Annotated in this window: 17 protein-coding genes; 13 read left to right on the forward strand and 4 right to left on the reverse strand. The window is 72.0% G+C overall.

Annotation, left to right across the window (positions count from 1 at the left end; all coding sequences use genetic code 11):
• The first annotated feature begins 28 nt into the window (after positions 1–28).
• The 6 genes from truB (at position 29) to dapB (ending at position 7,153) form a co-directional block, all read left to right on the forward strand.
• Complete coding sequence (truB, locus tag ACFHWT_RS11345) at positions 29–871, forward strand: tRNA pseudouridine(55) synthase TruB (protein WP_416594632.1); 843 nt, start codon at positions 29–31, stop codon at positions 869–871.
• 63 nt (positions 872–934) lie between these two features.
• Positions 935–1,897 (forward strand): bifunctional riboflavin kinase/FAD synthetase, encoded by a 963-nt coding sequence (locus ACFHWT_RS11350; RefSeq protein WP_278167963.1) that lies wholly within the window; start codon positions 935–937, stop codon positions 1,895–1,897.
• A gap of 202 nt (positions 1,898–2,099) precedes the next feature.
• Complete coding sequence (rpsO, locus tag ACFHWT_RS11355; RefSeq protein WP_123600601.1) at positions 2,100–2,369, forward strand: 30S ribosomal protein S15; 270 nt, start codon at positions 2,100–2,102, stop codon at positions 2,367–2,369.
• Between the two features lie 237 nt (positions 2,370–2,606).
• Positions 2,607–4,952, forward strand: coding sequence for a polyribonucleotide nucleotidyltransferase (locus tag ACFHWT_RS11360; RefSeq protein WP_416594565.1), 2,346 nt, complete (start codon positions 2,607–2,609; stop codon positions 4,950–4,952).
• Positions 4,953–4,963: 11 nt separating this feature from the next.
• Positions 4,964–6,331 carry a M16 family metallopeptidase gene (locus ACFHWT_RS11365; protein WP_416594566.1) on the forward strand — a complete coding sequence of 456 codons (1,368 nt, stop codon included), beginning with the start codon at positions 4,964–4,966 and terminating at the stop codon, positions 6,329–6,331.
• Positions 6,332–6,388: 57 nt separating this feature from the next.
• A complete protein-coding gene (dapB, locus tag ACFHWT_RS11370; protein WP_416594633.1) occupies positions 6,389–7,153 on the forward strand; it encodes a 4-hydroxy-tetrahydrodipicolinate reductase in 765 nt (254 codons plus the stop codon).
• Positions 7,154–7,194: 41 nt separating this feature from the next.
• On the opposite strand, the gene ACFHWT_RS11375 is transcribed toward dapB, so the two are convergent.
• Positions 7,195–7,773: a GNAT family N-acetyltransferase gene (locus ACFHWT_RS11375; protein WP_416594567.1), complete on the reverse strand. Its 579-nt coding sequence runs from the start codon at positions 7,771–7,773 to the stop codon at positions 7,195–7,197.
• Between the two features lie 31 nt (positions 7,774–7,804).
• Here ACFHWT_RS11375 and ACFHWT_RS11380 point away from each other — a divergent pair, with 31 nt between their 5' ends.
• Positions 7,805–9,049, forward strand: coding sequence for a glycosyltransferase 87 family protein (locus tag ACFHWT_RS11380; protein WP_416594568.1), 1,245 nt, complete (start codon positions 7,805–7,807; stop codon positions 9,047–9,049).
• A 140-nt stretch (positions 9,050–9,189) separates the two neighbouring features.
• On the opposite strand, the gene ACFHWT_RS11385 is transcribed toward ACFHWT_RS11380, so the two are convergent.
• Both ACFHWT_RS11385 and ACFHWT_RS11390 read right to left on the reverse strand, forming a co-directional pair.
• Positions 9,190–9,954, reverse strand: a complete 765-nt coding sequence (locus ACFHWT_RS11385; RefSeq protein ID WP_416594569.1) for an alpha/beta fold hydrolase — start codon at positions 9,952–9,954, stop codon at positions 9,190–9,192.
• Between the two features lie 258 nt (positions 9,955–10,212).
• The gene (locus tag ACFHWT_RS11390; RefSeq protein ID WP_416594570.1) at positions 10,213–10,788 is read right to left on the reverse strand and encodes a GNAT family N-acetyltransferase; all 576 of its coding nucleotides are present in this window, start codon (positions 10,786–10,788) and stop codon (positions 10,213–10,215) included.
• A 118-nt stretch (positions 10,789–10,906) separates the two neighbouring features.
• On the opposite strand from ACFHWT_RS11390, the gene ACFHWT_RS11395 reads away from it, so the two are divergent.
• A complete protein-coding gene (locus ACFHWT_RS11395; protein ID WP_416594571.1) occupies positions 10,907–11,371 on the forward strand; it encodes a MaoC family dehydratase in 465 nt (154 codons plus the stop codon).
• A 6-nt stretch (positions 11,372–11,377) separates the two neighbouring features.
• Here the strand turns inward: ACFHWT_RS11395 and ACFHWT_RS11400 are convergent, their stop codons facing one another.
• Positions 11,378–11,656, reverse strand: a complete 279-nt coding sequence (locus ACFHWT_RS11400; RefSeq protein ID WP_416594572.1) for a YggT family protein — start codon at positions 11,654–11,656, stop codon at positions 11,378–11,380.
• A 176-nt stretch (positions 11,657–11,832) separates the two neighbouring features.
• Here ACFHWT_RS11400 and ACFHWT_RS11405 point away from each other — a divergent pair, with 176 nt between their 5' ends.
• The 5 genes from ACFHWT_RS11405 to ACFHWT_RS11425 all read left to right on the forward strand — a co-directional run bounded on the left by ACFHWT_RS11405 (position 11,833) and on the right by ACFHWT_RS11425 (position 17,260).
• Positions 11,833–13,080 (forward strand): winged helix-turn-helix domain-containing protein, encoded by a 1,248-nt coding sequence (locus tag ACFHWT_RS11405; protein ID WP_416594573.1) that lies wholly within the window; start codon positions 11,833–11,835, stop codon positions 13,078–13,080.
• A 90-nt stretch (positions 13,081–13,170) separates the two neighbouring features.
• Complete coding sequence (locus ACFHWT_RS11410) at positions 13,171–13,749, forward strand: DUF2752 domain-containing protein (RefSeq protein WP_416594574.1); 579 nt, start codon at positions 13,171–13,173, stop codon at positions 13,747–13,749.
• A gap of 86 nt (positions 13,750–13,835) precedes the next feature.
• Positions 13,836–14,591, forward strand: a complete 756-nt coding sequence (gene thyX, locus ACFHWT_RS11415) for an FAD-dependent thymidylate synthase (protein WP_199757484.1) — start codon at positions 13,836–13,838, stop codon at positions 14,589–14,591.
• Positions 14,592–14,651: 60 nt separating this feature from the next.
• Complete coding sequence (dapA, locus tag ACFHWT_RS11420; protein ID WP_416594575.1) at positions 14,652–15,575, forward strand: 4-hydroxy-tetrahydrodipicolinate synthase; 924 nt, start codon at positions 14,652–14,654, stop codon at positions 15,573–15,575.
• Positions 15,572–17,260: a ribonuclease J gene (locus ACFHWT_RS11425; protein WP_416594576.1), complete on the forward strand. Its 1,689-nt coding sequence runs from the start codon at positions 15,572–15,574 to the stop codon at positions 17,258–17,260. Before dapA ends, ACFHWT_RS11425 begins: the two co-directional genes overlap by 4 nt.
• The last annotated feature ends 86 nt before the right edge of the window (positions 17,261–17,346 follow it).

The raw sequence follows: 17,346 nt of genomic DNA on the forward strand, positions 1-17,346 counted from the left end.
ACTGATCGTGGTCGACAAGCCGGCCGGGATGACCTCGCACGACGTCGTCGCCCGGATCCGGCGGCTGGCCGGCACCCGGCGGGTGGGCCATGGCGGCACCCTGGACCCGATGGCGACCGGCGTGCTGGTGGTCGCGGTGAACCGGGCCACCCGGCTGCTCACCTACGTGATCGGCGTCGGCAAGACCTACACGGCCACCATCCGGCTCGGCGTGTCGACGGTGACCGACGACGCCGAGGGGGAGGTCACCGGCCGGTCACCGGTGGACGGTGTCACCGAGGAGCGGATCCGGGCCGGGCTGACCGCGCTGACCGGGGAGATCGACCAGGTGCCCAGCTCGGTCAGCGCAATCAAGATCAACGGACAGCGGGCGTACCGGCGGGTCCGCTCCGGTGAGCAGGTCGAGTTGGCCGCCCGCCGGGTGACCATTTCCCGTCTCGACGCGGTCGCCGTCCACCCGCCGACCGACGGCAGCGTCGACGTCGACGTCGAGGTGGCCTGCTCGTCCGGCACGTACATCCGGGCCATCGCCCGGGATCTGGGGGCCGCGCTCGGCGTCGGCGGGCACCTCACCGCGCTGCGCCGGACCGCGGTCGGCGGGTTCACCGCGGCCGAAGCCGCAACCCTGGCCGAGCTTGAGGACCGGGCGCCGAACGTGGTGCAGTTGCCCATGGCGGCCGCCGCCAGCCGCTTTCTCACCGGCCGCGAGGTCGGCGCGGAGGAGTCGCGGGTGCTCGGTCACGGTGGCCCGATCGCACCGATCGGGCGACCCGGGCCGTACGCGGTCTACGCCCCGGACGGCGAACTGCTCGCGGTGGTGTCGGAACGTGACGGCCGGGCCCGGGCGGAGATCGTGCTCGCGCCCGCGTGACAGCATCGAACCCGGCCGGTCACCCGGTTGGGGCAAACCTTGGCGGCACAGGCGGGAGGCATCATGCAGCGGTGGCGGGGAGTGGAGGCGGCCGGTGGCGGCTGGGGCCGCGCGGTGGTCACCATCGGGGTGTTCGACGGGATCCACCGCGGGCATCAGGCAACCATCGGGCACGCCGTCAAGCGGGCCCGTGACCTCGGTATCCAGTCCGTGGTGGTGACCTTCGACCCGCATCCGGCGGAGGTGGTGCGGCCCGGTAGCCATCCGGCGGTACTCACCGGGCCGGCCCGCAAGGCCGAGCTGATCGAATCGCTCGGCGTCGACGTGCTCTGCGTACTGCCGTTCACCGTCGAGTTCTCCCGGCTGACCGCCGAGCAGTTCGTCCACGACCTGCTGGTCGAGCATCTGCACGCCGCCGTGGTGGTGGTGGGGGAGAACTTCCGGTTCGGGCACCGGGCCACCGGCGACGTCGCGCTGCTGGCGCGGCTCGGTCGCCGGTTCGGGTTCGCGGTCGAGGACGCCAGCCTGGTCACCGACAGCGGTACGGTCTTCTCGTCGACGTACATCCGGGCCTGTATCGACGCCGGGGACGTGACCGCCGCCGCCGCCGCGCTCGGCCGGCCGCACCGCCTCGAAGGGGTAGTGGTCCGCGGCGATCGTCGCGGCCGGGAGATCGGCTTTCCCACCGCGAACCTGCTCACCCCGCGGTACGCGGCGGTGCCGGCGGACGGCATCTACGCGGCCCGGCTGGTGCGCTCGGACGGCCCGGTCCGCCCGGACGGGCTCAGCGGAGGAGGCCCCGGGCTGCCGGCCGCGGCCTCCATCGGCACCAACCCCACCTTCGCCGGCCGCGACCGCCGGGTGGAGGCGTACGTCCTCGACTTCGACCGGGACATCTACGGCGAGCAGGTGGCGATCGACTTCGTCGCCCGGTTGCGGGAGACCCGCCGGTTCGACGGGGTCGGTCCGTTGGTCGCCCAGATGAACGAGGACGTCGCCCAAGTCCGGACGGTGCTCGGGGCCTGACCCGAGCCGACCAGCGGGCCCGGCCCGGCGTCGGCGACCCCGCTGGGCAGCGGCGATACGACGCACCGTGGCCTTGCCGGCCGCCGTGCCGACCGGCTGGTAGCCTGAACGCAGCGTCGGAGCACCGACGATTCGTCTCGCCTGCCTGCACGACGCCGCGGGTGCGAGGCGAGGGACGACCCCACACAGATTCAGGGAGACCATGGCGCTCGATCAGGAAGCCAAGCGCAAGATCCGCGAGGAGTACGCCACCGCCGACGCGGACACCGGTTCGCCGGAGGTCCAGGTCGCGGTGCTCACCAAGCGGATCGCCGACCTCACCGGGCACCTCAAGGTGCACAAGCAGGACCACCACAGCCGTCGTGGTCTGCTGCTGCTGGTCGGCCGGCGCCGCCGGCTGCTCAACTACCTGCAGAAGAAGGACATCAACCGCTACCGGTCGCTCATCGAGCGGCTCGGCCTGCGGCGGTGACGTAGCGGCGCGGCGGGACCGTCCGCGGCCCCGCCGCGCCACACCACCACCATTCGATACCGGGCACCACGACCCCACCCGTCGAAGGGAGCCGGTCAACGTACCGGTCCTCGGTAGTGGCCCCCGGGCCAGCCGGCCATCACGCCGGCTCCCCCGGGCGCTTCGATCGATGACCGGCCGGTTGAGCAGCTCCCCGAGGTCGTGGCCCCACGACGCGTAAAGGAGCGCGACCCGATTATGACCGAGCAGCACAATCTCGGCACCCAACGCAGTACCGCCGTGATCGACAACGGAGCCTTCGGCACCCGCGAGGTCACCTTCTCCGCCGGGCGGCTGGCCCGCCAGGCCGCCGGCTCGGTGATCGCCCAGCTGGGCGACACCGTGGTGCTCTCCGCGACCACCGCCAGCAAGCAGCCGCGTGAGCACCTCGACTTCTTCCCCCTCACCGTCGACGTCGAAGAGCGGATGTACGCCGCCGGGCGAATCCCCGGCTCGTTCTTCCGCCGCGAGGGCCGGCCCAGTGAGGAAGCGATCCTCACCTGCCGGCTGACCGACCGGCCGCTGCGTCCGACGTTCGCCAAGGGCCTGCGCAACGAGGTCCAGGTGGTCGCCACCGTGCTGGCGCTGGACCCGGCCCACCCGTACGACGTGATCGCGATCAACGCGGCGTCGATGTCCACCAAGCTGTCCGGCCTGCCGTTCTCCGGGCCGATCGGGGCGACCCGTGTCGCCCACGTCGACGGCGCGTGGGTGGCCTTCCCGACCCTGGACGAACTGTCCCGGGCCACCTTCGACATGGTGGTCGCCGGCCGGGCCCTGCCGGACGGCGACGTGGCGATCATGATGGTCGAGGCCGAGGCCACCCCGCACGCGGTCGGGCTGATCGCCGGTGGCGCCACCGCCCCCACCGAGGACGTGGTGGCCAGCGGGCTGGAGGCGGCCAAGCCGACCATCCGCGAGCTGTGCCGGGCGCAGAGCGAGTTGGCCGAGGTGGCGGCGAAGCCGATCGCCGAGTTCCCGGTCTTCCTCGACTACGGTGACGACGTCTACGACGCGGTCGTGGCCGCCGGCCGCGACGAGGTCGCCGAGGCGTTGAAGATCGCCTCGAAGGCGGAGCGTGAGGACGCGCTGGACCGGATCAAGGACAAGGTCGCCGGTGAGCTCGGCGAGCGGTTCGAGGGCCGGGAGAAGGAGATCAGCGCGGCCTTCCGGTCGTTGACCAAGTCCGAGGTCCGGGCCCGGGTGCTGCGCGAGCAGGTACGCATCGACGGCCGCGGCCCACGCGACATCCGTCCGCTCACCGCCGAGGTCGGGGTGCTGCCCCGGGTGCACGGCTCGGCGCTGTTCGAGCGCGGCGAGACCCAGATCCTCGGGGTCAGCACGCTGAACATGCTCCGGCTGGAGCAGACGCTGGACACCCTCTCCCCGGAGAAGTCCAAGCGCTACATGCACAACTACAACTTCCCGCCGTACTCCACCGGCGAGACCGGCCGGGTCGGTTCGCCGAAGCGGCGGGAGATCGGCCACGGCGCGCTCGCCGAGCGGGCCCTGGTGCCGGTGCTGCCGACCCGCGAGGAGTTCCCGTACGCGATCCGTCAGGTCTCCGAGGCGCTCGGCTCCAACGGCTCGACCAGCATGGGCTCGGTCTGTGCCTCGACGCTGGCGCTGCTGTCGGCCGGGGTGCCGCTGAAGGCCCCGGTGGCCGGGATCGCGATGGGGCTCATCTCCGACGAGGTCGACGGGCAGACCCGCTACGTCACGCTGACCGACATCCTCGGTGCCGAGGACGCGTTCGGTGACATGGACTTCAAGGTGGCCGGCACTCCCGAGTTCGTCACCGCGCTGCAGCTCGACACCAAGCTCGACGGCATCCCGTCGGACGTCCTCGCCGGTGCCCTGCAGCAGGCCCGCGAGGCCCGGATGACGATCCTGGAGGTCATGCGCCAGGCGATCGAGGGCCCGGCCGCGATGAGCGAGCACGCCCCCCGGGTGACCACGGTGAAGATCCCGGTCGACAAGATCGGCATGGTGATCGGCCCGAAGGGCCAGACCATCAACGCGATCCAGGACGAGACCGGCGCGGACATCTCGATCGAGGACGACGGCACCATCTACGTCGGCGCCACCAACGGGCCGGCCGCCGAGGCCGCCGTCGAGCGGATCAACGCGATCGCCAACCCGACGCTGCCCAAGGCCGGCGACAAGTTCCTCGGCACGGTCGTCAAGACCGCCGCGTTCGGTGCGTTCATCTCGCTGCTGCCCGGCCGCGACGGACTGCTGCACATCTCCAAGGTGGGCGACGGCAAGCGGGTCGAGCGGGTCGAGGACCACCTCAACGTCGGCGACAAGGTTGAGGTGCAGATCGCCGACATCGACGCCCGCGGCAAGATCTACCTGGACAAGGTCCGTCCGGAGGGTGCCGAGGCGCCGGCCGCGTCCGACGGCGGCGAGCGTCCCGGTGGCCGCGACCGTGGCGACCGCGGGCCGCGTGACCGTGGTGACCGCGACCGTGCCGACCGGGGCCCCAGCCGGGGCGACGGCGGCGAGGGCGGCGAGCGCCGCCGACGTAACCGGCACAGCTGACGCCGGCCGAGATGGCCAGGACCGAACCGGTCACCGGCCGGGGCCTGTCCCGGCCGGTGACCCGGACACTCACCGCTGACCCGTTGGGCGGCACGGTACGCCGTACCGTCCTGCCCAACGGGCTGCGGGTGATCACCGAGGCGATTCCGGCGATGCGCAGCGTGTCGTTCGGCGTGTGGGTCGGGGTCGGCTCGCGCGACGAGACCCCGGCCCGCTCCGGGGCCTCGCACTTCCTGGAACACCTGCTGTTCAAGGGGACGCAGCGGCGTACCGCGTGGGACATCTCGTCGCAGATCGAGGCCGTCGGTGGCGAGACCAACGCGTTCACCACCAAGGAGTACACCTGCTACTACGCCCGGGTGCTCGACGAGGACCTGCCGCTGGCCGTCGACGTCGTCTGTGACCTGGTGGCCAACTCGGTGATCGACCCGGCCGACGTGGAGACCGAACGTGGCGTGATCCTCGAAGAGATCGCCATGCACGACGACGAGCCCGACGACGAGGTTCACGACCTGCTCGCCGAGGCCGTCTTCGGGCCGCACCCGCTCGGCCGGTTGATCTCCGGCACCGAGGCGACGATCTCGGCGTTGACCCGCCGGCAGATCCACGACTTCTACCGGCGTCGCTACACGCCGGGGGCGATGGTGATCGCCGCCGCCGGCAACCTCGACCACCGGGCGGTGGTCCGTCAGGTACGGGCCGCGCTGCGGGGCAGCCCGTTGGACGCCGAACGGCCCGGTGCTCCGGCGCCGCTGCGCCCGGCCACTCCGGCGGTACGCACCCGCCGACCCCGGGTGACGCTGCGCCGCAAGGAGACCGAGCAGGCCCATCTGGTGCTCGGCGGCCCGGGTATCAGCCGCGGCGACGACCGCCGGTTCGCGCTCGGCGTGCTGAACAACGTCCTCGGCGGCGGGATGTCCAGCCGGCTGTTCCAGGAGGTACGGGAACGCCGGGGGCTCGCCTACTCGGTCTACTCGTACGCCAGTCAGTACGCCGACGGCGGGATGTTCGCCGTCTACGCCGGTTGTGCGCCGAGCCGGGTCGACGAGGTGCTGGAGCTGGTCCGGGCGGAGCTGGCGGCGGTCGTCGAGCACGGGCTGAGCCCCGACGAGCTGGCCCGGGGCAAGGGCATGAGCCGGGGCGGGTACGTGCTGGGGCTGGAGGACACCGGGTCCCGGATGGGCCGGCTGGCCAAGGGGGAGCTGCTCTACGGCGAGCAGTTGACCGTGGACCAACTGCTCGGGCGGGTGGCGGCGGTGACCGCCGAACAGGTCGGCGCGGTAGCGGCCGAGCTGCTCACCCGGCCGATGTCCCTGGCGGTGATCGGCCCGGTGGAGTCCGCGACGTTGGCCGGCGGGCCGTCCCCGCCGGTGGGATAGGTTGTGCCGGTGAGCGAAGACGGTACGAATGTGACAGTTTCCCCGGACGGGTCCGGGGTGGCCGCCCGGTCGTCCGCCGCACCGGTCCGGGTCGGCGTGCTCGGGGCCCGCGGCCGGATGGGCGTGCAGGTCTGCCGGGCGGTCGAAGGGGCCGACGGACTCGCCCTCGTCGCCACGATCGACGAGGGCGACCGGCTGAGCGACGCCTCGGACGCCGCCGCCGAGGTGGTCGTCGACTTCACCAACCCCGACGCGGTGCTGGACAACCTGCGCTGGTGCATCGACCAGGGGATCAACGTGGTCGTGGGGACCAGCGGGTTCACCGATCAGCGCCTCGACCTGGTCCGCTCCTGGCTGTCCGACAGGCCCGAGGTCGGCGTGGTGATCGCCCCCAACTTCGGCATCGGCGCGGTGCTGATGATGCAGTTCGCGGCGAAGGCGGCACGGCACTTCGAATCCGTGGAGATCATCGAGCAGCACCACCCGGCGAAGGTGGACGCGCCCAGCGGCACCGCCGGGCACACCGCGCGGGTGATCGCGGCGGCCCGGGCCGCCGCCGGGTCGGCCGCGATGCCGGACGCCACCACCGCCGAGGTGCCGGGTGCGCGGGGCGCGGACATCGACGGGATCCGGGTGCACTCGGTACGGGCGGCCGGCCTGGTCGCGCACCAGGAGGTGCTGTTCGGCACGGCGGGGGAGACCCTGACGATCCGGCATGACTCCTACGACCGGGCGTCGTTCATGCCCGGGGTGCTACTGGCGGTACGGGCGGTCACGAGCCGCCCCGGGTTGACCGTCGGGCTGGACAGCCTGCTCGACTGAGCCCTACCGGATCCTGCTGCCGGGGCGTGCGGCAGGCCGGGTCACTGCTCCTCGGCGGCCGGTGGGACCGCCACGTGTAGCCGCAGCTGCGGCACCAGCATGTCGGCCACGTCCAACGCCCGCGTCGCGCCGTCCGGCTCCCAGCCGGCCGAGCCGAGGAACTTGCGCGTCGCCGGGTCCCGTTCGTACGCCCAGGCGAGCGCGGTGTCGAAACCGTCGGTGCGCCACAGGTCCACGGCGGCGGCGAGCAGTCGGCTGCCGTGTCCCCGCCGGCCCCAGCGTGGCTCGACCAGCAGGTCGGTGACGGCGGCGACCCGGTCACCGAGCGCCTCGGCCGGTTCCTCGGGGGCCAGGGCCTGCTCGTCGGGCGGGCCGGACGCGGTGAAGCCCACCAGATAGGATTGCTCGGCCTGCTCGACGGCGACCAGCACCCGGTGCCGCTGCGACGGCGGATCGTTGATCGCGGCGTCCCACCGCTGCGCCAGCCAGTCCTCGTCCACCTCGTCGAGCACCTGCCGGGGCAGCAGCCGCCGGTAGGCGACCCGCCAGGTGGTCAACTGGATGCGGGCGATCTCACCAGCATCGCCCGGTCGGGCAGGACGGACATATCCGAGCGCCATGAGTGGTCAGCGTACGGACAGGGGGGCGGCCATGCCGCAGCGGGCCGCCGAAGGTACCGGTCGGCGGGTGGCGATCGTCGCGGTGCTCGCGGTCGTCGTCGCGGCCTTCCTCGCCGTCGCCGCCGAACGGCACGGCTTCTTCGACCTCAAGGTCTACTACGGCGCGATGCACCACTGGCTGCGTGACGGCGGCCAGCTCTACGACCACATGAAGCCGTTCAGCCAGTACGGGTTCACCTACCCGCCGTTCGCCGCGCTGGTGATGTCGCCGATGGCGGTCCTGCCGTGGCATCTGGCGATCGTGGTGAGCGTGACGCTCGCCGTGGTGACCAGCGCGCTGGTGCTGTGGTGGCTGGTCGACCCGATCTCCCGCCGCGAGGGCTGGACCCGCTGGTTCGCCTTCGCGGTCGCCGTCTGCCTGGTGGCCGCGTACGAGCCGATGCGTGAGACGGTGAACTTCGGCCAGGTCAACACGCTGCTGCTGGTCCTGGTCGCGGCCGATCTGCTGTGGCTGGTCGCGGCCGGGTCGCCGGTGCCAGCGCGCTGGCGCCGGTTCGCCGGCGTCGGGGTCGGCCTGGCGACGGCGATCAAGCTGACCCCCGGCATCTTCATCGTCTACCTGCTGGTCACCCGGCGGTGGCGGGCGGCGGTAACCGCCGCCGGTACGGCGACCGTGGCGACCCTGGTCGCGGCGGCGGTCGCCCCGGACGCGTCCCGGGAGTTCTGGACGCAGGCGTTGTGGAACACCGACCGGGTCGGTGCGCTGGACTTTGTCTCCAACCAGTCGCTGCGCGGGGTCGTCGCCCGGATCGATCCGCTGCATCCGAGTACCGTCGCCTGGCTGGTGCTGGTGCTGGTCACGTTGATCTGGTGGGCGTGGCGGTGCCGCCGCGCGGTCGCAGCCGGTGACGAGGCGACCGGGCTGGCGTTGACCGGCGTGGTCGGCTGCCTGGTCAGCCCGGTCACCTGGGTGCACCACCTGGTGTGGTTGCTGCCGGCGCTGATCCTGCTGGTGGACAACGGGCTGGCCGCGTCGCGGGGCAGCCGGCGGCGCCGGGCGTTGCTCGGCTCCGCCACGGTCGGCTACCTGTTGCTGATCAGCCGGCTGGTGTGGATCTGGCGCGAGTCCGACGCCGCCAACGTGGCCGGCTTCGTCGGCAGCAACGCGTACGTGTGGGTGAGCCTGGGGCTCCTGCTGTTCCTGCCGGTGCGCCAGCTGGACCCGTCCGCCCGCTGGCCGGTACCGGCCGCCGGTCGACCGATCACATCGAGGTGACGCTGACGCACGTCAAGACGCGAAGATGACGTGCGTCAGCGTCACCTCGATGCTGCGCACGGGTCATCGGGGGGTGGTGGGTGGGGTGGTCGGCTGCGGCTGCCGGCGGTGTCGCAGGTCCCCTGCATGGGATGAGGTGGTCACAGGCGGTCCCAGAAGCCCGTCAGCATTGCGGCCGACCGGTTCGGGTCCTGCAGCATCCACCAGTGACCGAGCCCGTCCAGGTCCACGGTTTGGGCGCCGGCACGCTCAGCCGCGCGGTGGCGCAGGGCCACGCTGCCAGCGGTGAGGTCGTCGATGGCCACCGGGACCAGGCCGGGCCGGGCGGCGGCTGCGGGCAGGTTGTGGCCGCGTTCGACCAGGGTGCCCTCAGGAACGGATCGGTACAACGCCAGGATCGCCCGGGCCATCTGCGGCCCCTGCCCTGCGGCGACCTCCTCGGCCGCTGAAGCCGGGATGCCCCACTCGATCATCCGAGCGGTACGCTCGGCCACGTCGCCGGCGAAGGTCGCTTCGAGGTGACGCTCCCCCTCACCCGGGGTCTGCCAGACCTTGGCGATCTCATGCCAGGTGAAGTCCGGTTCGTAGCCCCCGATGGTGTCGCTGACCCAGCTGCGCACCAGGTCAGGGCGGGACATCGCCACCTCCAGGACGTAGCCGCCGCCGAAGTCGTGACCGACCAGGTCCATGGGACTCTGCGACCGGCCCTGCAACTGGATCAGCTCTCCGATGAGCCAGTCACGGTACTCCACGAAGGTGGCGCCGAAGCCGGCCGGCAGAGTAGCGCCGAAGCCAGGTGGCGAAAGCGTGACCGCGTCCCGGCGCCGGGAATCTGGTAGCTGCTCGATCAGAGGGGTCCACACGGCCGATGTCACCGGGACGCCGTGCACGAAGACGATGGTCATGCCGTCCATCACAGCAACGAGCTGACCTCGGCGTCCAAGACCTCTTCAGCACCACGTCATGCGCAAGACGCATGACGCCGTCTAGCACGGCAGTCGCTATCAAGGCTCGACGAAGCCGCGGCCACCGTTGACACCGGTGCTTGATCTTCCACCAGAGCGCCGATCCGTAACGTGTCGGACGCATGGCCGGCATGCTCGGAGCCAAGTGAGTCACCGGCACCCGCATAGCACGCAATGACGAACTCTTCCGATCGCCGGTCAACCGGCTAGGGTGAGGATCCGGTCGCCGGCGATCCGGGCCAGGTAGCGCACCTCGTCGAGCCCGACCGGGGTCTGCCCCGGTGAGCGGGGCACCTGGTAGACGCTGCGTTCCCCGTCCGGGCGCAGCCCGGCCGCCTGGTAGAACCGCCGGGCCCGCTGGTTGCCGTCGAGCACCCACAGTCGCATTGTGCGCCAGCCCTGCCCAGTCAGCCCGGCGATCGATGCGGTGAGCAGGAGCCGACCGACCCCGGTGCCCCAGTGGGCGGGGTCGACGTACATGCTGACGATCTCGCCGTACGCCGGATCGAGCTGGTCCCGGTCCTGGTCGATCCGGTACGGGCCGAAGGTGCTGAACCCGACGATCTTTTCGCCTTCAGTGACGACCAGGGTACGGAACGGCTGGTCCGGGTCGGCGGTGCCGACGTCGCGGCGGCGCTGCGCCCAGGCGGCGACGTTGAGCCGGTCGAGCACGTCGGCCGGGATCAGGCCCGCGTAGCCGGCCTGCCACGCACGCACGTGGACCCCGGCGATCGCCTCGGCGTCCTCCGGAGTCTCCTGCCTGACTTCTGGCATATGGGGATTTCTATCCTGTTTCACAACCGACGTCCAGCAGCGCCGGCGGGTGTCGGCCGGGCCCGGCCGACACCCGCCGCGCGTCCACCCGGTCGGGAACCGTTGGGAAACTGTCGGCATGAGAATCTTCGCCTCCGTCGACGATCTGGCCGGGGCCGTGGGCGAATCGCTGGGACCAGGGGACTGGTTCCCGGTCGACCAGGCCCGGGTCGACCGGTTCGCCGAGGCCACCGACGACCATCAGGGGATCCACATCGACCCGCAGCGGGCGGTCGACGGACCGTACGGCACCACGGTCGCCCACGGTCTTCTCACCGTCTCGCTGATCCCGGCCCTGATGCGCCGGCTCTACCGGGTGGACGGGGTGCGGACGAGAATCAACTACGGGCTGGACAGGGTCCGGTTCCCGGCTCCGGTGCGCACCGGAGCCGCCGTACGGGCCGAAGCTGTCATCGCCTCGGTCGAGCCGGTCGTCGGCGGTGTACAGGCGGTCCTGTCGGTGACCGTGACCGCCGACACCGGTGACCGGCCGGTCTGCGTCGCCGAGACGGTCAGCCGGCTGCTGGTGGCAGCGCAGCGCTGACCCCGGTCACGGCAGCAGGGCTCGGATCAGCACGACGGCGACGAAGACGACGATGAAGGAGAGGTCGATGGCGGTGCCGCCGACGCGTAACGGCGGCAGCACCCGCCGGACCGGGGCGAGCACCGGCTCGGTGACCGCGTGCAGAGCGGAGGTGACGCGGGAGCGGAGCGAGTCGCGCGGGCTCGGCCCGGCCAGCACCGTGCTCCAGTCGAGAATCGCGCGGGCGATGAGCAGCAGCTGGAAGACCAGCAGCAGCAGGCTCAGGAGTGCGAGCAGGGGACCCATCGAAGCAGACCTCCAGGACGACCGGTGAGCGTTCCACTATGCCTGGCGATCGTGTGTGGTCGCTGAGAATCGCCGGGCGGAGGACGGCCCGATCGGCCGAAGATCGGCCGCGCCCGGTAACCGGGTGAGCCGGCACCTCCCGTCGATGTCGTACCGGGGCGGTAGCTTGCCTGGCGATGCCCGTACCAGACAGTCTCTCGCTCGCCCAGGCCCGCCGGATCGCGCTGGCCGCCCAGGGTTTCGCCGATCCCGCGCCGACCGGGGTGCCGACCCGTCGGCACCTGCGCCGGGTGCTGGACCGGGTCGGCCTGATCCAGATCGACTCGGTCAACGTCCTGCAGCGTGCCCACTACCTGCCGCTGTACAGCCGGCTCGGCCCGTACCCGACCGACCTGCTGGACCGGGCCGCCGGGCACGCCCCCCGGGAGCTGTTCGAGTACTGGGGTCACGAGGCGTCGCTGATCCCGGTCGACCTGCAGCCGGCGCTGCGCTGGCGGATGGCCCGCGCCCGCGACGACGCCTGGGGCGGCATCCGACGCATCGCCGTCGAGCAGCCGGAGCTGGTCGACCGGGTGCTGGCCGAGGTTCGCGCGCACGGCCCGGTCACCGCCGCACAGGTCGAGCAGGACACGACGCGGCCGAGCGGCAACTGGGGGTGGAACTGGTCGGCGGTGAAGACCGCCCTGGAGTACCTGTTCTGGGCCGGCGAGATCAGCTCCGCCGGGCGGACCAGCACTTTCGCCCGCCGCTACGACGTGCCGGAGCGGGTACTGCCGCCCCGGGTTGTCGCCGCGTCGACGCCGACCGAGGCGCAGGCGCACCGGCAGCTGGTCGAGATCGCCGCCCGTTGCCTCGGCGTGGCCGCCGAGCCGGAGCTGCGTGACTACTTCCGGCTGTCGGCGGCGGCGGTCCGGCCGGTCGTCGCCGACCTGGTCGCCGACGGCATCCTGCGCCCGGTCCGGGTGCAGGGCTGGTCGCAGCCCGCCTACCTGCACCACCAGGCCCGGTTGCCGCGCTGGATCCGCGCCGCCACGCTGCTCAGCCCGTTCGATCCGGTGGTCTGGGAGCGGGCCCGCACCGAGCGGCTGTTCGGGCTGCGGTACCGGATCGAGATCTACGTACCGGCCGCGCAGCGGGTGCACGGCTACTACGTACTGCCGTTCCTCGACGGCGACCGGCTGACCGCGCTGGTCGACCTCAAGGCGGATCGGGCCGCCGGGGTGCTGCGGGTGCCGGCCGTCTGGCCGGTGCCCGGTGCCACCACCGACCCGGAGCAGACCGCGACCGCCCTGGCCGGCGAGCTGACCCGGCTGGCCGGCTGGCTCGGCCTGTCGCAGGTCGCGGCACCGACCGCCGGCGACCTGGCCGGGCCGCTGACCCGGGCGTTGCACGCCGTCGGTACGCGCGGTGTGGTCGTTGGCTGACCGGGCGGGTGCGCGGGTGTGGTCGTTGGCTGAGCCGGCGGGACCGGCCAGTGTACGGTGGGACGATCGGCATCGAGGGAGGCGTGACGGATGGCGGTTCAGGACGGCGTGGCGGTGCAGCGGCCCGCCGGTGACGGTCCGGCACCGCCCGGCGACGCCGGTACCTACCCGGACGCCCACTCCCACTATCACCAGCAGTACGCGTACCAACAGCAGGCCCAACCGGACCGATTCACCCGCCTGGTGAACCGGCTTTGGGCACGGTCGCCGCGCTGGCTGGCCCCGCTGGCGGTGCTCGGCTGCATCGGCGCGGCCGCCGGCTACACGGTGATCACCGATCCGACGACCAGCAGCGCGGAGGCGGCGCCCAGCTGCCTGCTGAAGCTGACCACCGGGCTGGACTGCCCGGGCTGCGGCGGGACCCGGGCGGTCTGGTACCTGCTCAACGGTGATCTCGGCGCCGCCGCCCGGCACCACCTGCTGCTGGTGTTCGCCGTTCCGTTCCTGCTCTACGTCTACCTGGCCTGGACCGGGCAGCAGCTGTTCCGCTGGCGGCTGCCGCAGCTGTCGTTCAGCCCGACGGCGGTCGGCTGGTCGCTGGGCGTCTGGCTGGCGTTCGCGGTGCTGCGCAACCTGCCGTGGGAGCCGTTCAGCTGGTTCTACGTCTGACACCGCGGCCTGCCCGGCGGCCCCGCCCCCGGCTCGGCGGACGCCGTGTTTGCCCGTGGTGCCGGCCGGCAACTAGAGTCCGAGAAATGCCGGAAATCGTGTCGCCGCAGGTCACGCTGATCGCCTGGACCCAGTTCCAGCCGCCCGCCGACGTCGACTGGTCCACCGACGCCGACGGCGGTCAGGCCCTCGCCGAGTTCGCCGGTCGCGCCTGCTACCAGTCGTGGCGCAAGCCCAACCCGGCGACCGCCACCAACGCCGGCTACCTGCGGCACATCCTGGACAGCGGGCACCTGTCGGTGCTGGAGCACGGCAGTGTCACGTTCTACCTGACCGGGATCTCCCGGTCGCTGACCCACGAGCTGATCCGGCACCGGCACTTCTCCTACTCCCAGCTGTCCCAGCGGTACGTGCCGGAGCGCGACGCCGCCATGGTCGAGCCGGCGGTGATCGCCGAGGATCCCGAGCTGCACCAGCAGTTCGTCGCCGCCGCCGAGGCGAGCGTGCGGGCCTACACCGAGCTGCTGGAGGGTCTGGAGAAGCGGTTCGCCGACGAACCCAACCCGACGCTGCGCCGCAAGCAGGCCCGCCAGGCGGCCCGGGCGGTGCTGCCGAACGCCACCGAGACCCGGATCGTGGTCACCGGCAACTACCGGGCGTGGCGGCACTTCATCGGGATGCGGGCCACCGAGCACGCCGACGTCGAGATCCGCGAGTTGGCGGTGGAGTGCCTGCGGCAGCTGCAGCGGGTCGCGCCGAGTGTGTTCGCCGACTTCGAGATCAGCCGGTTGCCCGACGGCAGCGAGGTCGCCGCGAGCCCGTACACCCGGCAGGGGGAGTAGGCCGCCCGCCCGTACCGCCAGCGCTGAGAACGCGGTGCGGCCGTCCGATAGGTTGTCCTCATGACGCAGCACCACCTAGCCGGTCCCGGGGCGGGGACGCCGACCCCGTTCGGGCGACTTCTGACCGCCATGGTCACCCCGATGAACGACGACGGCTCGCTCGACCTCGACGGCGCCGCCCGGCTGGCCAGCTACCTGGTCGACGAGCAGGCCAACGACGCCCTGGTGATCAGCGGCACCACCGGCGAGTCGCCGACCACCACCGACGCCGAGAAGGAGCAACTGCTCCGGGTCGTCATCGACGCGGTCGAGGGCCGGGCCCAGGTGGTCGCCGGGGTGGGCACCAACGACACCCGGCACACGGTCGAGCTGGCGGTCGCCGCCGAGAAGGTCGGCGCGCACGGGCTGCTGGTGGTTGCGCCCTACTACAACAAGCCGCCACAGGCCGGGGTGGTCCGGCACTTCACCGAGGTCGCCGACGCGACCGGGCTGCCGGTGATGGCGTACGACATCCCGCACCGCACCGGCATCGCGATGAGCGGTGAGACCCTGGCGCGGCTCGGCGAGCACGAGCGGATCGTCGCGGTCAAGGACGCCAAGGGCGACCTGGCCGCCACCTCCTGGGTGACCGGCCGCACCGACCTGGCGTTCTACTGCGGCGACGACGCGCTCACCCTGCCGACGCTGGCGATCGGCGGGGTCGGGCTGGTCGGCACCTCGACCCACCTGACCGGTGCGTTGACCAAGCAGATGATCGAGGCGTACGTCGCCGGCGAGCACGCCGCCGCGCTGGCCCTGCACCGCCGGTTGCTGCCACTGTTCACCGGCATCTTCCGCAGCCCTGGCACGATCCTGGTCAAGGCGGCGCTCGGGGTGCTCGACCTACCTGCCGGGCCGGTGCGTTCGCCACTGGTCGAGGCAACCGACGCCGAGCTGGACCAGCTGCGGGCCGACTGCGCCGACGCCGGACTGGAGCTGCCGTGAGCCAGGCACACGTGGAGTTGGACCTGCCGCCGCAGCTGCCGCCGGGCGGGCTGCGGGTGATCCCGCTGGGCGGTCTCGGCGCGATCGGTCGCAACATGACGGTCTTCGAGTTCGACGGCAAGCTGCTGGTAGTGGACTGCGGGGTGCTCTTCCCGGATGTGGAGCAGCCCGGGGTCGACCTGATCCTGCCGGACTTCGCCCCGATCCTGGACCGGCTCGCCGACGTCCAGGCGATCGTGCTGACCCACGGTCACGAGGACCACATCGGCGCGGTGCCGTACCTGCTCGCCCACAAGCCCGACATCCCGTTGGTGGGCTCCCAGTTCACCCTGGCGCTGGTCGAGGCGAAGCTGGCCGAGCGGCGGATCGAGCCGTACACGTTGACCGTACGCGAGGGTCAGCGGGAGCGGATCGGGCCGTTCGAGTGCGAGTTCCTCGCGGTGAACCACTCGATCCCGGACGCGCTCGCGGTGGCGATCCGTACCCCGGCCGGGCTGGTGCTGCACACCGGCGACTTCAAGATGGACCAGCTGCCGCTGGACGGGCGGATCACCGACCTGGCCGGCTTCGCCCGGCTCGGTGCCGAAGGCGTCGACCTGCTGCTGTCCGACTCGACCAACGCCGAGACCCCCGGCTTCGTCACCCCGGAACGCGACATCGGGCCGGTGCTCGACTCGATCTTCGGCAAGGCCACCGGCCGGATCATCGTGGCGAGCTTCGCCTCCCACGTGCACCGGGTGCAGCAGGTGATCGACTCGGCGTACGAGTACGACCGCAAGGTCGCGCTGATCGGCCGGTCGATGGTGCGCAACATGGGCATCGCCCGGGACCTCGGCCTGCTGCGGATCCCGCCCGGCCTGGTGGTCGGGCTGGACGAGGCGACGGCGTTGCCGCCGGACCGGATCGTGCTGATGTCCACCGGGTCGCAGGGCGAGCCGATGAGCGCGTTGGGTCGGATGGCGACCGGTGACCACCGGCACATCACCGTCGCGTCCGGCGACACCGTGGTGCTGGCCAGTTCGCTGGTGCCGGGCAACGAGACCTCGGTCTACCGGGTGATCAACCAGCTGGCCCGGGCCGGGGCGACCGTGATCCACAAGGAGACCGCCAAGGTGCACGTCTCCGGGCACGCGCCGGCGGGGGAGCTGCTCTACCTGCTCAACGTGGTGCGGCCGAGCAACCTGCTGCCGGTGCACGGCGAGTGGCGGCACCTGCGGGCGCACGCCCGGCTCGGCATCGAGTCCGGTCTCGACCCGCAGCGGGTGGTGCTCTGCGAGGACGGCGACGTCGTCGACCTGGTGGACGGGCACGCCACCCTGGTCGGGCACGTCAAGAGCCGGTACGTCTACGTGGACGGTCTCGCGGTCGGCGATGTCGGCGAGTCGCTGCTGACCGAGCGGCGGATCCTCGGCGACGGCGGGTTCATCGCGGCGACCGTGGTGGTCGACTCGGTGACCGGCAAGGTGGTCGGTGGGCCGACCGTGTCGGCGAAGGGATTTTCCGAGGATCCGGAGGCGTTCAACGCGGTGGTTCCGTTGATCACCGAGGCGTTGGGTCGGGCCGCCGCCGACGGCATCACCGATCCGCACCAGCTGCAGCAGGTGGTGCGGCGGATCGTCGGCCGCTGGGTCAACGACGCGTACCGGCGTCGGCCGATGATCGTGCCGACCGTGGTGGAGGTTTGAAGACGTCCTGAGCGTCGCCGGGGCTGACCGGGCGGCCGGCCGACGGGCATACTGGTCGGACAGTTACCCACTGTCGTGACGAGAAG

The sequence above is a fragment of the Micromonospora sp. LOL_021 genome (genome assembly GCF_048060215.1).
Classification (GTDB): domain Bacteria; phylum Actinomycetota; class Actinomycetes; order Mycobacteriales; family Micromonosporaceae; genus Micromonospora_E.

Coding starts and splice junctions, on each gene's coding strand:
- truB (WP_416594632.1), top strand. CDS start 29: ATGACCTCGCACGACGTCGTCGCCCGGATCCGGCGGCTGGCCGGCACC.
- ACFHWT_RS11350 (WP_278167963.1), top strand. CDS start 935: ATGCAGCGGTGGCGGGGAGTGGAGGCGGCCGGTGGCGGCTGGGGCCGC.
- rpsO (WP_123600601.1), top strand. CDS start 2,100: ATGGCGCTCGATCAGGAAGCCAAGCGCAAGATCCGCGAGGAGTACGCC.
- ACFHWT_RS11360 (WP_416594565.1), top strand. CDS start 2,607: ATGACCGAGCAGCACAATCTCGGCACCCAACGCAGTACCGCCGTGATC.
- ACFHWT_RS11365 (WP_416594566.1), top strand. CDS start 4,964: ATGGCCAGGACCGAACCGGTCACCGGCCGGGGCCTGTCCCGGCCGGTG.
- ACFHWT_RS11375 (WP_416594567.1), bottom strand. CDS start 7,773: ATGGCGCTCGGATATGTCCGTCCTGCCCGACCGGGCGATGCTGGTGAG.
- ACFHWT_RS11380 (WP_416594568.1), top strand. CDS start 7,805: ATGCCGCAGCGGGCCGCCGAAGGTACCGGTCGGCGGGTGGCGATCGTC.
- ACFHWT_RS11385 (WP_416594569.1), bottom strand. CDS start 9,954: ATGACCATCGTCTTCGTGCACGGCGTCCCGGTGACATCGGCCGTGTGG.
- ACFHWT_RS11390 (WP_416594570.1), bottom strand. CDS start 10,788: ATGCCAGAAGTCAGGCAGGAGACTCCGGAGGACGCCGAGGCGATCGCC.
- ACFHWT_RS11395 (WP_416594571.1), top strand. CDS start 10,907: ATGAGAATCTTCGCCTCCGTCGACGATCTGGCCGGGGCCGTGGGCGAA.
- ACFHWT_RS11400 (WP_416594572.1), bottom strand. CDS start 11,656: ATGGGTCCCCTGCTCGCACTCCTGAGCCTGCTGCTGCTGGTCTTCCAG.
- ACFHWT_RS11405 (WP_416594573.1), top strand. CDS start 11,833: ATGCCCGTACCAGACAGTCTCTCGCTCGCCCAGGCCCGCCGGATCGCG.
- ACFHWT_RS11410 (WP_416594574.1), top strand. CDS start 13,171: ATGGCGGTTCAGGACGGCGTGGCGGTGCAGCGGCCCGCCGGTGACGGT.
- thyX (WP_199757484.1), top strand. CDS start 13,836: ATGCCGGAAATCGTGTCGCCGCAGGTCACGCTGATCGCCTGGACCCAG.
- dapA (WP_416594575.1), top strand. CDS start 14,652: ATGACGCAGCACCACCTAGCCGGTCCCGGGGCGGGGACGCCGACCCCG.